Source organism: Marinomonas hwangdonensis (assembly GCF_003721245.1).
GTDB classification, from domain to species: domain Bacteria; phylum Pseudomonadota; class Gammaproteobacteria; order Pseudomonadales; family Marinomonadaceae; genus Marinomonas; species Marinomonas hwangdonensis.
The window spans coordinates 125505-140411 of record NZ_RIZG01000004.1; the positions used below are offsets into that span (position 1 = coordinate 125505).

Below are 14907 nucleotides of genomic sequence, written 5' to 3' on the forward strand. Positions count from 1 at the left end.
GTTTCAATGATTAGTATTCGATCAATTCTTCATTGTGAGCAGCAAAGCGGGTTATTAATGAGACGCTCTTTTCAATAGAAGAACGCGTCCGTTGTTCGGTTTGGATGTGATAATAGAAAAAAGGACAATGCTTTCATTGGTGGGATTGATCATGGCTCTAGGTTCTTTTTGTGGGATAACTTTGCCAGAGGTCGGACAAACTTCGGCCGTTTTTTTATCTTTTGTAATCAGGGCGTGGCCTTTTAATGGCAATATGTACTGAGTAGACGATTTTTCATAGTAAAGCGTTTCCTTGTAGTGCGGTGGATATAGCTCCAATGAAATTTGTCCTGTTTTACCTTGCCACAAAGGCCATACTTGAATGCGGTTTCTTCCAACCAAAGACGCCACGTTACCAGAAGACACTTTTTTGAAGTCATCGCTTGAGTCGATGGCATGGTTTGGATTTAAACGCACAATACAAAGCTCAACGGCTGGGCTTAATAAGGTGACTTTGTTCATTGACTGGGCGGCCAACCAAATGCCCTGATGTGCTTTAAGGATAGTCTGATTGTCTTCATCGTTACGATGTGAGTATTCTTCTGGAATCTGGCTCAAATACAACTCACCCTTTATGACAAACACAAAGGTGTCGGCTGAATGATGGTAGAATCGAGTGGGGGTGGCATTTTGAAACAGATGCTCGTGGGCAATGAAAAGATCATCTTGTTGATGGATTAAAAAATGTTGGCTGTTTTCGCCTACACTGTATTGGGTTTGATGAAATTTTCTCGGACCAAGTTTGTTCATTGCCGCGCCTTTTAAGCCAATAAATTGATACACGAGATCGCCCACTTTTTATAGCAATACGTATGTGGGTGTTGCAGTCGGTTGGGTTGTTTCATTATAGTGGCCCGATAAAAGTTTATAAAGTCCACCTGTATCGATAGTATTAACACATAACCGATGATAGAAGGAAAAACTCCTTGAGTGAGCTGGCAAATTTCGAGTCAAATGAGACGCTTTCGTTAAAAGATTACACAGAAAAAGCGTACCTTAACTATTCCATGTACGTGATTTTAGATCGAGCGTTGCCTCATATTGGTGACGGATTAAAACCCGTACAAAGACGAATTGTTTATGCAATGAGTGAGTTGGGGCTTAAATCTACCGCAAAATACAAAAAATCTGCCCGTACAGTAGGTGATGTACTGGGTAAGTTTCATCCTCATGGCGACAGTGCCTGTTATGAAGCCATGGTGTTAATGGCCCAGCCTTTTTCTTACCGATACCCTTTGGTAGATGGACAAGGTAACTGGGGTGCGCCGGACGATCCAAAATCCTTTGCAGCCATGCGTTATACCGAGTCAAGATTATCAAAATACGCTGATGTACTGCTCAGAGAAGTTAGCCAAGGGACCGTTGATTGGACACTGAATTTCGATGGCACTTTGGAAGAGCCTTCCGTGCTGCCTGCCCGTTTGCCGAACTTATTGTTGAATGGTACGACAGGGATTGCGGTGGGCATGGCTACCGATATTCCGCCCCATAATTTGCGAGAAATTGGTGGCGCCTGTATTCACTTGCTGAATAATCCTAATGCTAGCTTAGACGATTTATTGAACTTTGTTCAGGGGCCTGACTTTCCAACGGGAGGGGAAATAATTACCCCTCGAGCCGATATTGTTAGATTGTATGAAACTGGGAAGGGGCAAATCAAAGCCCGAGCTCGTTTCACTATCGAAGAAGGGGAAATCGTTGTTAATGAATTGCCCCATCAAGTATCTGGTAGCAAGATTTTAGAGCAGATAGCGGCTCAAATGCAGGCGAAAAAATTGCCTATGGTGGTGGATTTACGCGATGAGTCAGATCACGAAAATGCGACACGATTGGTGATTGTGCCCAAATCTAACCGTGTTGATATTGATGCTGTGATGACACACCTCTTTGCCACGACGGATCTTGAAAAGTCTTATCGTGTCAACATGAATGTGATTGGGCTAGATGGGCTACCGCAAGTGAAGCCTCTGAAGGACTTTTTATCTGAATGGCTGCGTTTTCGTATTAATGTGGTCCGTCGTCGTTTGCAGTTCCGTCTAGATAAAGTATTGAATCGTCTGCATATATTGGAGGGCTTATTAATTGCTTACCTGAATATTGATGAAGTCATCGATATTATCCGCACCGAAGAAAAGCCCAAAGTTGAATTGATGGCACGCTTCGGATTAAGCGATATGCAAGCCGAGTCGATATTAGAGCTGAAATTACGCCATCTTGCTAAGCTCGAAGAAATGCGTATTAAGGGCGAGCAAGACGAACTGGAAAAAGAGCGTAAAAAACTAGAAGGTTTGCTGTCTTCGGATAAAAAATTGAAGAAGTTGATTACGGATGAAATTCAGGAAGCCGTTGATCTATTTGGTGATGATCGCCGCACGCCTATTGTCGCTCGCAAAGAAGCCCAAGCGTTTAGTGAAGAAGACTTACTTTCTAATGACCCCATTACTGTGGTGATTTCTAAGCAGGGTTGGATTCGTGCTGCAAAAGGCCATGATATCGACGTGCAGGGTTTGAGTTACAAATCGGGTGATGAGTTTCTCGTCAGTACAAAAGGGCGTTCTAATCAAACACTCGTGTTGCTGGCATCAAATGGTCGAACGTATTCAATGAAAGCGCACTCATTGCCGTCAGCACGGGGACAAGGAGAACCTATCACAGGACGTATCACGCTTGAGAAAGAGGCCACTATTGTTTCGGCTGTACTAGACAACGAAGAAGCGCATTACCTCATCGCCAGCGACGCGGGTTATGGATTTGTGGCACAACTGAAAGATTTGCACGCAAAAAATAAAGCGGGCAAAGCCACCTTGAGTTTACCCAGAGGGGCTCAGGTTATGACGCCTGTGTTGGTGCAAAACCCAGAGCAAGGGCGCGTTGTGGCCGTGTCTAATGAAGGCCGTATGTTGGCTTTTGGTGTTGCCTCCTTGCCCAAAATGGCAAAAGGTAAGGGCAACAAGATGATCAGTATCCCAAGTGCCAGAGCCGCAGACAGAGAAGAGCTGGTGGTGGCTATTGCTTGTGTACAGCCAAATGATTTGCTGACCGCCCATGCAGGCAAACGTTTTATTTCGTTTAATGAAAAAGATCTGGAAGAATACTTGGGCGAGCGTGGCCGCAGAGGCTTAAAACTACCAAGAGGTTTGCAACGTATAGATACGCTGGAAGTAAAAGAAGGCGATGGTAAGTCAGTTAAAGTGCCATTTTCTGCAGAAGAGATCTAACTTAACAAGGCACATTTATATGCCATAATAGGCAAGTGGGTCACGTTTGAAACAGTCTACAAAAGGATATTTTTATGAAAGGCAGCAAAAAGGTAATCGACAGTTTGAATTCGTTGTTGGCGAATGAATTGGCCGCCATTGATCAGTACTTTATTCATTCACGTATGTACGAAGATTGGGGGCTGACTAAGCTTTATGAGCGTCTTAATCACGAAATGGAAGAAGAAACTCAGCACTCAGATTGGTTGATTAAACGCATTCTGTTCTTAGAGGGTGTTCCTTGCATGACAAATCGCCGTGACCTTTTAGTGGGATCGGATGTTAAATCTATGATGGAAAACGACTTGGTACTTGAACTTGAAGTGGTGTCCTGTGTACGTGATGCGATTGCTGTTTGTGAGTTAGAAGGGGATTATCAAACGCGTGCTACCCTTGAAAAACTGTTATTTGACACAGAAGAAGACCACGTTTACTGGCTAGAAAAGCAACTTGGTTTGATCGAGAAAATTGGCTTGCAAAATTACCATCAGTCTCAGATGGCTAATTAAAGGAGCATGATATGAAAGGAGATCGCGACGTTATTATTAGCTTAAACAAGGTGCTGGCTAATGAGTTGGTGGGAATCAACCAATATTTTTTGCATGCTCGTATGTTTAAAGATTTTGGTTTTAATGCGCTGGATAAGGCGGACTATAAAACCTCCATTCAGAAAATGAAAAACGCCGACCGTCTGATTGAGCGAGTACTGTTTTTAGAGGGATTACCTAATTTGCAGGATCTTGGCAGACTGAGAATCGGTGAAGACAGTGAAGAAATGATTGCGGCGAATTTGGAGTTTGAAATAGATACCTTGCCAACACTCAAAGCCGCCATTAAATTGTGTGAGCAGAAAAAAGATTTTATGAGTCGTGAAGCATTGGAAAAAATATTAGAAGAGCAAGAAGAGCAAATCGATTGGCTTGAAACTCAGCAAAATCTAATCGCCAGTTCTGGTATAGAAAATTACCTACAGTCTCAGATGTAATTGATCAAGGGTAATCGACGGGTTACCAGAACTAAGCAACCTGGACTTGAGTTTCTGCTATCTTGAGAAGCTCAGTGTTCAGAAGTTTTTTTGCACATTGGCAGCACTTTCCGCACTGGCTTCCAATGTTGTGTTCTTTATAAAGATCACGCAAGGTCGTCATGCCTTCCTGAATAGACGCTTTAATGTCTTTATCTGATACTTGATTGCAAATACATACGTACATAAATGAAAATCACTCTCACTAATATTCTAATCATTCGATTTTAATTTTAATGCTAATGATTATCAATAGATAAAAATTAATCTGTTAGTGTTTTTTGATAGTTTTTTATCTTGTGCCGCAGTAGTTTTTTAAATGAGCAAAAAACCTACAGCGACACGATTTGCGAAGAGACCAGGAAATGGCTTATTGTGGTTCTTTTTGAGCGATATCAGTGAGGACTTTTAAGAAAGACTCTGGATCGTGGGCGCCTTGTACTAAAAACTTGTCATTTATGACATAAGTCGGAACAGAATGAATATCCAGACTGCGTAGATGTTGCAGCTTTTTCTCTGTGAGGGTTTGGGCTGGCGCACTCAGAGCGTATTCGATATCTGCTTTCTGCATGCCGATACTAAGGGCGACTTCTTCAAGTACGTTTCTAGACCCTATGTCTTTACCCTCTGTAAAATATGCATGAAACAAGGCTAAAACAAACGGTGTAGCCACGCCCGCTTTGCTGGCCGACAAGATAAACTGATGCGCCAGCCTGGTATTTGGAATACGGTCTTTCTCGGAAAAATTGAACTGAATCCCCGCTTCTATGCCGACTTGTTGAATGGCATGCGTGGCTTCGTTTAGCTTCTCTTGACTACCAAACTTGCTGCCTAGATAGCTTTCCCTGTCTGCGCCACTAAGAGGCATGTCAGGATGCAACTCAAAGGGCTGCCAGCGAATATCAATACGATAATCATCCCCCAATTGTTCGATCGCTTGTTTAAGACGCGAGTAACCTAAGTAGCACCAAGGACATACTAGGTCGGAAATAATATCGATGCGCAGATCGGCCATGTGTTCTCCTAAAAAATAAGCATAAAAAAATTAAAAACAGAGAGGGTGATGTTTAATTCACACTGAGTGCAATGCATTGGCTGATTTCGCTGTAAGAACGGCCACTTTCTTGGTGCCAGTGGTTAAACGCAGTTTGTGCTGCCTTCCATGCTGACTGCGTGTCTCTGCCAGTGGTAATGATTTCGTGCAGACGTAAATACCCTTCAACGTCTTTGGTGAGCATGAAGGTGTCTTTGCCCATAGCTCTGAGGGTGTAGGGGCCAGTATTGCCACCAAGGCGTGCACCATGCTTCTTCAAATACGCCCATAACCCTATAATGTCATTGCTGGGCCAATGAGCAACAAAGCGAGAAAAAGAGCCATGACTGGCCTGGCACTCACTGATCATTAACGCGTTTTCGCGTATGGTCATGACCTTGCCGTAGTTACGAATGATGCGGACGTCTTTGGCTTTTTCTTCCCACATTTCATCGTGAATGAGCAGCATTTTCTCGATATCAAAACCAAAAAAGACCGTTTCGAATCCATCCCACTTATTGCGTACCACTTGCCAATTAATCCCAGATTGAAACACCTTTTGAGAAAAGGCAGCCAGCCATCGATCATCTGAGTGCTGCTCTAGTCTGGTGACGGTTAATGGTCTAGACAGCAGCGTTTCTAGGCGATTTGGCCCGCCATGACGAAGGGCCGCGCGATCGTAAATAGATTGGAAGAGTTCGTATTTCATCCTAGACTCCTATTTTATTGGCGCCTAGTCTATCACAAGCTCTGCGTTACTTTACTTCCTATAAGGCCAGACGAATCATCTTGTTGGGTATTTTAGTGCTGCAAAGGAAGTGTTTGCTTTATAATGAGTCAAAATCATTTAGTCGAGAGAAGTTGAATGACACATTTAAGCGTAAATTTAAATAAAATTGGCCTGTTGAGAAATTCTCGTGGAAGAAACTACCCCGATTTAATTCATATGGCAGAACGCACTCTAAAGCTAGGGGCATTTGGGATTACGATTCATCCACGACCAGATCAGCGTCATGCTACGTATCAAGACGCCTATGACTTGAAAAACCTACTCAAACGCTTTCCTGGTGCAGAGCTGAACATAGAGGGCTTTCCTGATGCCCAGTTTTTAGAGGTTGTATTGGACGTGGAGCCGGATCAATGCACCTTGGTGCCAGATGATCCAAATCAATTGACCTCTGACCATGGTTGGAACATAGCCCGTGACCAAGAAGCATTACGTCCCGTGATTGCAAAACTAAAAGCAAAGGGCATTCGTGTGGTTCTGTTTATGGATCCTGACGAAGAAAGCATGGCCTTGGCTAAAGACGTTGGCGCAGACCGTGTTGAACTTTATACTGAGGCCTACGCTAACGCCTATGGAAAAGAGGGTTTTGACGACCTTCTTGAAACCTACCAGCGTGCTGCACAAGCTGCATTGGACGTTGGTTTAGAGGTAAATGCAGGTCATGATTTGGACTTAAACAATGTTCAAGCTTTGTGTGCGAAAGGCAGAATTGTGGAAGTGTCCATCGGTCACGCTTTAACGATCGAAGCCTTGGATTTAGGCTGGGACAATGTGGTGAAGGCTTATCTTGCTAAACTGGCTTAATTGAGAGTAAGACATGTCTACGGACTCAGGAAAATGTACTGTTGCAGAGAAAAGAATACGCTGTGATGGCTGTTTCTTTTTAGTGGAGCAGTGTGTTTGTTCCTGGGTTCCTAGGCTGTCTACGCGATTAAATATCTTGATTTTGCAAGACCCGAAAGAAACAAAACACGCTAAAAATACGGTTCCCTTATTGCGTTTAGGTTTGCCAGTAGTAGAGTGTATTCAGACAACTAATCATGATGCTTTGTGCTGTGCGTTGTCACAGAAAAATCCAGCTAAGTGGCGATTGCTTTTTCCGAATGATGAGGCGACAGTGATTGAGTCTATGGATGAGAAAGTTTCGTCTGATATAGAAGGGCTGATTGTGTTGGACGCCACCTGGCGCAAAGCAAAAAAGCTATATTTCACCGAGCCTTTGTTGCAAAATTTTGAGAGTCTTTGTTTTGCGCGACCTCCAGCTGGCCAGTATCATATTCGAAAATCACCCAGTGAGCTGTCTTTGTCAACGTTGGAGGCCTGTGCTTACGCAATCGAGCAGATTACAGGTGATGATATGCAACCACTGAGAGAGTTCATGGTGTCAGCTCAAACGTGGCAATGGCGCCAGCAACCTTTGTCTCATCGGCATGGCAATTGATTGACTATACTGCAAAATATAAAAGAGAAAACTATGATGGATAAGCAAACAGAAATAGAAGCGGCTGTTTTACGTCGACTTCTAAAACACTTTGATGACAACAAGTCCGTACAAAATATTGATTTGATGAATCTGGCCGGATTTTGTCGTAATTGTTTAAGCAAGTGGTACATGGCCGAAGCAGAGCAGCGCGATGTTAAGATGGATTATGACCAAGCACGTGAGTTTGTGTACGGCGAACCCTATGACTCGTGGAAAGCTAAGCATCAGCCAGAAGCGACAGCAGAACAACTTGCGGCCTTTAATGCAAAGTCTCAGTCTACTAAGTAAATTAGAAGTAAAAAAACGATTCTGTTCGTTTTTTTCTTTTTTAAGGGGCACCAAACATTTTGTTTGCGTGCTTCTTATTGTGGTTTCTATTCCACATTGGTGGTTGTACGCTGATGTCACTGATAAATATCGAAAACTGGCAAAACAAGCCGGTGAGGTTTACGGTGCTGATGCCGAAAAACGCATTATAGCGTGGCGAAGACTAGTAAGTGAGTCAAGATCCCTGCCTATTACGGAGCAGCTAACGGTCGTAAATAATTTTTTTAACCAAATGGACTTCGTAGACGACATCGATTTATGGGCGAAAGAAGACTATTGGGCGACCCCTATTGAATTCTTGGGTATGCGTGCAGGCGATTGTGAAGACTTCACAATCGCTAAATATTTTACACTCAGAGAGCTCGGCGTGCCTGATGACAAGTTGCGCTTAGTCTATGTTAAGGCGCTCAGTTTAAATCAGCATCATATGGTACTGGCGTATTACCATAAGCCAACTTCAGTTCCTGTTTTGCTCGATAATCTCGATAAAGGATTGAAGCCCGCCTCACAGCGTAATGATCTTTTGCCAATATACTCATTTAATGCTGAAAACTTGTGGCTATCGAAAGAGAAGGGGCGAGGTGTTTTGGTTGGTGGCTCATCACGATTGAGCTTATGGACAGATCTTAATGATCGCTTTAACACAATGACAAATTAGGAGAACGTGGATGACGCTGTTCCGCCAATTAATGATCACGATTATCGCCATATTCTCCATGATGTTGGCCGTCGTTATGGTCATCAATTTTAATACGACCAAAGGGTATTTGATCGGCCAGTTGGAGTCGACTACACAAGATACTGCCACTTCGTTGAGCATGTCAGTATCTGATTTCATGGCATTTGAAGATTACGCCTCTGTGCAAAGTAGCATCAATGCTGTGTTTGACAGTGGTTATTTTTCTGAGGTGAAAATTCATGTTTATGAAAATGACTCCAATATTATTCGCTCGAACGAAACTCGAATACAAGGTGTACCGTCTTGGTTTATTGAAATAATTGACTTCAGAGTGCCTGTTGCCAGAGCCATTATTTCGAATGGTTGGAGCGAGCTTGGTCAAGTATATATCACGGGAAGCGCTGGCTATGGTTACCACCAATTGTGGCTCGCTACACGTGACTTGTTACTCTCTTTTATTATTATTGGTGCCGTGACTTTGTTTCTGGGCGGTATCGCTCTGCGTTATCTGTTTAAACCGCTTGCCGAGTTGGAAAAGCAAGCAGAAGCCATTCAGCAGCGACGTTTTATTAAAATGATCGATGTACCGAAAACGCGCGAGTTAAAGTCTGTTGTTCTATCAATGAATCGAATGGTTGAGAAGCTCGAAAAGGAGTTTGCTTCAGAAGTTGAAACAGCACAATGGCTTCAAGCCAAAGCATTCAAAGATCCTGTAAGTGGACTAGGAAATCGCCATTTTTTCGAAAGCCAAATTAAATCGCACTTTACAGAAGTTGAGCGGGGTTTAGACGGGTTGGTGTTGATCAGTCTTGTTGATTTGGCCAAGTTAAACAATGAGCGAGGTTATGAGTCAGCGGACATGTTTATTCAATCAGCAGCCGATATTTTAGCGGCTAAGGTTGCGAAACTGTCTTCTTTTGCGACATTGGCTCGTTTGTCAGGAGCAGATTTTGTGTTGCTAATACCGAACATCGATCATCGTCAATTAACCCTCATCGTAGACGATATCATGCTTGAGCTAATGGAATTAAATACAGCGAGTATCAGTTATTCTATTGGCGTTGCCAATATTGGTGCCGTGACAATCGATGGTTCAGTAGATCGTGCAAATGCTATGTCCCGAGCTGACGCAGCGCTGCGCGAGGCAAAGAGTAATGGCGTGAATCAGACGAAGGTTTTTGATTTGAATGTTGGGCAGAATCAAGGGATTAACAGAACCGCTTGGAAATCTATACTTGAAACCGCGATTGAAAAGCGCTCCTTTAAACTTAAAAAGCAGGTTATCACGACCCTTCAAGAGCCCGTTATGTTTTTGCATCAAGAAGTTTTTATGGGGTTAGAGGTTGATGGTAAACCGTATCATGCAGGGTATTTTATTGGTTTAGCCGAACAGTTTGATTTGGCCAGTCAGATTGATCAGGTGGTAATTAGCCGAGTGCTTGAGCACATAAAGTCCAACTCGGTTACCGTGCCTTTGGCCATCAATTTGTCTGCTTCGTCCTATTCAAAGCGCGAGTTTGTTGGATGGCTTGAAAAGACGCTGTCTCAAACACCGAAAGGGGTTAAAGACAAACTTATGTTTGAAATATCAGAGCAAAGTGTACTAATAGAAGAAGAACAAGCTCAATCACTCACGCAGATGCTCAGAAGGCAGGGTGTTGGATTTGGTATTGATAATGTGGGTAAGCAGTTCTCGGCATTTCAATACCTAAAAACCCTGATGCCAGATTACGTTAAAGTGGACTCATCCTATACCCGCATGGCGGCTGGCAAAGAATCAGAGTCTTTTTTCATGCATACGTTATGTAAGATGTTCAACAGTTTAAACATCGACGTGGTGGCCACTGGCATAGAAAGTGACAAACAACACAAAGCGCTTATGAGGTTTGACTTAGCTGGCGGTCAGGGTTTTGCTATCGGTCGTGCGGAAGAGCTGTAGCATTAGAACGATAGCGGTAGAATCTTATTATCTTGCATGTTTGTGTTTCTGAATCGATGGTAAGGCGCTTACTCTAAAAGACGCACAATCTTAAAATCTGATTTTCGAGCAAGCTCACAGTTTTGCAAATACTATTCAAAACGTTGATTAGATTAATGCGTCATCATCCTTGTTGAAGCTTGAATCTATCATCAGGCTGTCGTCTTGCCCATTATGAACACCACGCACCCATTTGCGCCCTAAAAGTTTTTTCTGTGCCGCCAGCGGTAATTCGGTAAATTGGATTAAGCGTTTTTCAGAAAGAAGATCGATCAAGTCTTCTAGAACACGCATCATCTCACTGTCTGAGCTGGATAAAATTTCTTGAGTGTCTGTATTTTTTTCAGCCAGTTTGTTTGCCAAGATGTTGGCGACAGTAGGCTCATTTGGTGCTACAAGCAGTGTGTATTCTGCAGACTGAGAGGTATCAACATCAACAATCTCTCCGTCACTGTTAACTTTTGCGTATAGCATATTGATTTTCCTCTAGGTTTTTAATTTGCTAAAAATGTATCTCAGCTTCACATCTTACCTAATAAACACTATTCTAAGCCATAGTTATAGCGGCTATGCTGTTGTTTTCAAGATTCGCTTTCGGTAGTTTAGGAGAAAATAGAACATGTCTGACTCAGACAAACCAGAACGGAATTCTTCATTGCCTGAAGCGCATGATGACAATGACTCGCCAAATAATGATCAGCAATCGTCCGAGTCATCGGATTCAACGTCTGATTCGAACAGCGAATGGCAGGCTTATAGTCCTTCTTTGGAGTACCCTAATCCGTTATTAGACTGTCTTGTATTGTTAAGCAAGATTTTCAATAACCCATATACGGCAGATGGTATTTCGGCAGGGTTACCCATCACTGACAACGCTATGACGCCGGACTTGTTTCAAAGAGCGTCTAAGCGTATTGGCATCAGTTCAAGATACATCAAACGAGATCTTAAAAAAATACCCGATATGGTATTGCCTACGGTCCTTCTTTTAAGGGGAAAGCAGGCGTGTATCTTGGTCGAAGTAGACAGCGAAAGAGGCGTTGCCAAAATTCTACAACCGGAGTCGGGTGAAGGCGAAGTCGTTCTGCCTCTAACCAAGTTAGATGACGATTATACGGGGTACTGTTTCTTTGTCCGGCCTTTGTATCAGTTTGATAAACGTGCAGATAAAAAAGAGACGCCAGACACAAAAAAGAAACATTGGTTTTGGGGAACCATTTATGGTTCGTGGCGAATATACCGTGATGTATTTATAGCGTCCTTGCTGATTAATATTTTTGCTGTTGCCAGTCCCTTGTTTGTCATGAATGTCTATGACCGAGTTGTTCCAAATAATGCATTTGATACGCTTTGGGTGCTCGCCATAGGGGCGGCCGTTGTGTACCTTTTTGATTTCATTTTGCGCATGTTGAGAGCTTACTTTATCGATATTGCTGGAAAAAAATCGGATATTCTTATCTCTGCGTCCATTTTTTCAAAAGTCAGTAACATCACCATGGCTTCAAGGCCAAAGTCCGTTGGGGCTTTTGCTAAAAACCTACAAGAATTTGAAAGCATTCGTGATTTTATCACCTCTGCCTCTATAACCACCTTGGTTGATATCCCTTTTATGTTTCTGATTATTGGAGTGATATGGCTGATTGGCGGTCCAGTCGGTTACATTCCTATGATCACGGTAGCGCTTATATTGCTCTATAGTCTGATTATTCAGATTCCTCTAAAGCGCTCTATAGAAGAAGGTCAAAAGACGGCGTCACAAAAAAATGCGGTGTTGGTTGAAAGTCTTTTTAATGCCGAGAGCGTTAAATTGAACAACGCAGAAGGGGTTTTCCAAAAACAGTGGGAAAGCGCAGTGGGTAATATCGCAGATTGGGGTGTCAAAACACGTCAACTTTCGCAGTCTTCTTCTTCTTTTGCAATGGTGGCTCAGCAACTTACGACGGTGATTATTGTCATAGTGGGTGTCTATCAGATATCTGAAGGTTTGATGAGTATGGGGGCATTAGTTGCGGCCGTCATGTTAACGGGTAGAGCGCTTGCTCCTATGGCTCAGGTGGCCAGTCTAGCGACAAGATACAACCAAGCTAAATCTGCGCTAACAGCGCTAAATGAAATTATGGCATCACCAGTTGAGAACCCAGACAATGTGAAATTTGTCCATCGTCCTTTGTTTAAAGGTGAATTTCAGTTTGATGCGGTCAGTTTTGGTTATCCTGATCAAGAGCAAGATGCCGTTAGTTCAATCAATTTTACCATCAAGCAAGGTGAAAAGGTCGCTATCATTGGTCGTATTGGATCAGGTAAGTCTACGCTAGGTAAACTCATGACAGGGCTTTACACCCCAAATGAGGGAGCCATTAGAATCGATGGGGTTGATCTGCGCCAAGTGAATCCTACGGACTTGCGTCGTAATGTCGGTTCAGTTTCACAGGACGTGAGTTTGTTTTATGGTTCGATCAAAGACAATATCGTCATGGGCGTACCTTATATGGAAGATGACGCTATTCTAAGAGCCGCTGAGTTATCAGGTGTGTCTGAATTTGCGAACCGCAAACCTAATGGATTAGACAGTATTGTTGGTGAACGTGGTTTGTTGTTATCGGGGGGGCAGCGTCAAAGTGTGGCGATTGCAAGGGCTCTACTGTTTGATCCACCGATCCTGATTCTGGATGAGCCAACGGCGTCGATGGACAACACAACCGAGTCTAGAATGAAGCGTCGACTTATGGAGGGCGTAAAGGATAAAACGTTAATATTGATTACGCACAAAGCCTCTATGTTAGACATGGTTGATCGTATTATTGTCATGGACAATGGTAGATTGATTGCAGATGGACCAAAAGCACAGGTTCATGAAGCGCTTCGCCAAGGCAAATTAAAGGTCAGTTAACTATGAGCAAGAAAAGATCCATTTCACAGAGTGACTTAGAGTATCTGACAGATCGTAATGCGGCATTGATGTTGAAGGCGCCAAGAGGGGGAAGAATCATACTTTGGGTGGTTTTTATCTTCGTTATTTGTGCCTTGGTATGGGCCAACTATACCTCTCTGGACGAGGTAACGGTAGGGGAAGGTAAGGTGATTCCTTCAAGCCAAGTTCAACAAATTCAGAATCTAGAAGGTGGTATTCTAAAAGCCATTAATGTTCAAGTTGGTCAAGTGGTTGATAGCGGTGAGATTCTCATGACGATTGAGAATACGGAAGCGTTATCCACACTACGTGAGCAACAAGCTGAGGTAATCAATTTACAAGTGAGAGCCGTCAGACTGCAGGCTGAGGCCATTGGAATTGCACCTGTGTTTAGTGATCAGGTGACTGAGCTTCATCCAGATGTGGTAAAACGAGAGTTGGATTTGTATGTCAATCGACTCGAATCGCTCAGGGCAAGTCAAGCGAGTTTCCAGCAGCAAATAGAGCAAAGACGGCAGGAAATTGTGGAGCTGCAAGCCAAGTTAGCCAACCTCAAGCAAAGTTTTGCGTTTTCTAAAGAAGAGCTAGACTTGACTCGTCCAGCCTTTGAGCAAGGTGCCGTATCTAGGGTGGAGCTGTTGCAACTAGAAAGGCAAGTTAATCAACTGCAAGGGGATTTAAAAGCCACTGAGCTTGCGATTCCTCGTGCTAATTCAGCACTCAAAGAAGCCCAAAATAAATTAGAAGAGAGTGGCGCATCCTTCCGTTCAGAGGCGCAAGAAGATTTAACTGGCGTCAAAAGTAAACTGGATCAATTGAGTGAGACCAGCGTTTCTCTGGAGGATAAGGTCTCTCGTACTCAAGTGCGCTCACCGATGAAAGGAATAGTGAAACAAATACAGTTAAATACAGTGGGCGGTGTTATCAAGCCTGGCATGAATTTAATGGAGATTGTGCCCATTGAAGATAACCTCTTGATTGAAGCAAAGGTGAGACCAGAAAATATCGGTTTTATACAACCTGGGTTTAATGCCGTTGTGAAGTTATCGGCCTATGATTTTGCTATTTTTGGCGGTCTAAAAGGGAATGTTGAGAACATCAGCGCCGACACTATCCTCGATGAAGAAGGCAACAGTTTTTATTTGGTCAGAGTGAGAACAGATAAAAATTACTTAGGGACTGAAACGGCTCCTTTACCTATTATTCCAGGGATGCAAACAACCGTAGATATTATTACTGGTAAGAAAACACTCTTAGACTATTTGTTGAAGCCCATTCTCAAAGCACAGCAAAATGCCTTACGTGAGCGATAATTACAAATATGTTTACTCGTGTGATCTTTATTTACAAAAGTTAACATTCAGTTTGAAATCTCTGGTTAGAATGATC

The 14907-nt window shown here is 43.1% G+C and carries 15 protein-coding genes; 10 read left to right on the forward strand and 5 right to left on the reverse strand.

The genetic code is table 11. From position 1 onward, the window contains the following. Nucleotides 1-54: 54 nt before the first annotated feature. The gene (locus EBI00_RS08525) at nt 55-822 is read right to left on the reverse strand and encodes a hypothetical protein (protein WP_123095512.1); all 768 of its coding nucleotides are present in this window, start codon (nt 820-822) and stop codon (nt 55-57) included. 143 nt (nt 823-965) lie between these two features. On the opposite strand from EBI00_RS08525, the gene parC reads away from it, so the two are divergent. From parC to bfr (EBI00_RS08540), 3 genes are all read left to right on the forward strand, one after another. Further along, nucleotides 966-3257: a DNA topoisomerase IV subunit A gene (parC, locus tag EBI00_RS08530; protein ID WP_123095513.1), complete on the forward strand. Its 2292-nt coding sequence runs from the start codon at nt 966-968 to the stop codon at nt 3255-3257. Nucleotides 3258-3331: 74 nt separating this feature from the next. Next, entirely contained in the window at nt 3332-3805 is a 474-nt protein-coding gene (bfr, locus tag EBI00_RS08535) for a bacterioferritin (RefSeq protein WP_123095514.1), read from the forward strand. Between the two features lie 11 nt (nt 3806-3816). Continuing rightward, complete coding sequence (gene bfr / locus EBI00_RS08540) at nt 3817-4281, forward strand: bacterioferritin (protein WP_123095515.1); 465 nt, start codon at nt 3817-3819, stop codon at nt 4279-4281. Between the two features lie 31 nt (nt 4282-4312). Here the strand turns inward: bfr (EBI00_RS08540) and EBI00_RS08545 are convergent, their stop codons facing one another. The 3 genes from EBI00_RS08545 to EBI00_RS08555 all read right to left on the reverse strand — a co-directional run bounded on the left by EBI00_RS08545 (nt 4313) and on the right by EBI00_RS08555 (nt 6062). Continuing rightward, nucleotides 4313-4507 (reverse strand): (2Fe-2S)-binding protein, encoded by a 195-nt coding sequence (locus tag EBI00_RS08545; protein WP_123095516.1) that lies wholly within the window; start codon nt 4505-4507, stop codon nt 4313-4315. 183 nt (nt 4508-4690) lie between these two features. Further along, nucleotides 4691-5335 (reverse strand): DsbA family oxidoreductase, encoded by a 645-nt coding sequence (locus tag EBI00_RS08550; protein WP_123095517.1) that lies wholly within the window; start codon nt 5333-5335, stop codon nt 4691-4693. 52 nt (nt 5336-5387) lie between these two features. Continuing rightward, on the reverse strand, nt 5388-6062 hold the full coding sequence (locus EBI00_RS08555; protein ID WP_123095518.1) for a DNA-3-methyladenine glycosylase I: 675 nt from the start codon (nt 6060-6062) through the stop codon (nt 5388-5390). A gap of 156 nt (nt 6063-6218) precedes the next feature. Here EBI00_RS08555 and EBI00_RS08560 point away from each other — a divergent pair, with 156 nt between their 5' ends. From EBI00_RS08560 to EBI00_RS08580, 5 genes are all read left to right on the forward strand, one after another. Further along, a complete protein-coding gene (locus EBI00_RS08560; protein WP_123095519.1) occupies nt 6219-6944 on the forward strand; it encodes a pyridoxine 5'-phosphate synthase in 726 nt (241 codons plus the stop codon). Between the two features lie 13 nt (nt 6945-6957). After that, entirely contained in the window at nt 6958-7581 is a 624-nt protein-coding gene (locus EBI00_RS08565) for a tRNA-uridine aminocarboxypropyltransferase (RefSeq protein ID WP_123095520.1), read from the forward strand. A gap of 36 nt (nt 7582-7617) precedes the next feature. After that, complete coding sequence (locus tag EBI00_RS08570) at nt 7618-7911, forward strand: DUF1244 domain-containing protein (RefSeq protein ID WP_123095675.1); 294 nt, start codon at nt 7618-7620, stop codon at nt 7909-7911. Nucleotides 7912-7990: 79 nt separating this feature from the next. Further along, entirely contained in the window at nt 7991-8608 is a 618-nt protein-coding gene (locus tag EBI00_RS08575) for a transglutaminase-like cysteine peptidase (RefSeq protein ID WP_241556990.1), read from the forward strand. Between the two features lie 10 nt (nt 8609-8618). Then, entirely contained in the window at nt 8619-10568 is a 1950-nt protein-coding gene (locus tag EBI00_RS08580; RefSeq protein ID WP_123095522.1) for a bifunctional diguanylate cyclase/phosphodiesterase, read from the forward strand. Nucleotides 10569-10715: 147 nt separating this feature from the next. On the opposite strand, the gene EBI00_RS08585 is transcribed toward EBI00_RS08580, so the two are convergent. Further along, nucleotides 10716-11081, reverse strand: coding sequence for a hypothetical protein (locus tag EBI00_RS08585; RefSeq protein WP_123095523.1), 366 nt, complete (start codon nt 11079-11081; stop codon nt 10716-10718). Between the two features lie 145 nt (nt 11082-11226). On the opposite strand from EBI00_RS08585, the gene EBI00_RS08590 reads away from it, so the two are divergent. Continuing rightward, a complete protein-coding gene (locus EBI00_RS08590; protein WP_123095524.1) occupies nt 11227-13497 on the forward strand; it encodes a type I secretion system permease/ATPase in 2271 nt (756 codons plus the stop codon). 2 nt (nt 13498-13499) lie between these two features. After that, nucleotides 13500-14831, forward strand: coding sequence for an HlyD family type I secretion periplasmic adaptor subunit (locus EBI00_RS08595; RefSeq protein ID WP_123095525.1), 1332 nt, complete (start codon nt 13500-13502; stop codon nt 14829-14831). The last annotated feature ends 76 nt before the right edge of the window (nt 14832-14907 follow it).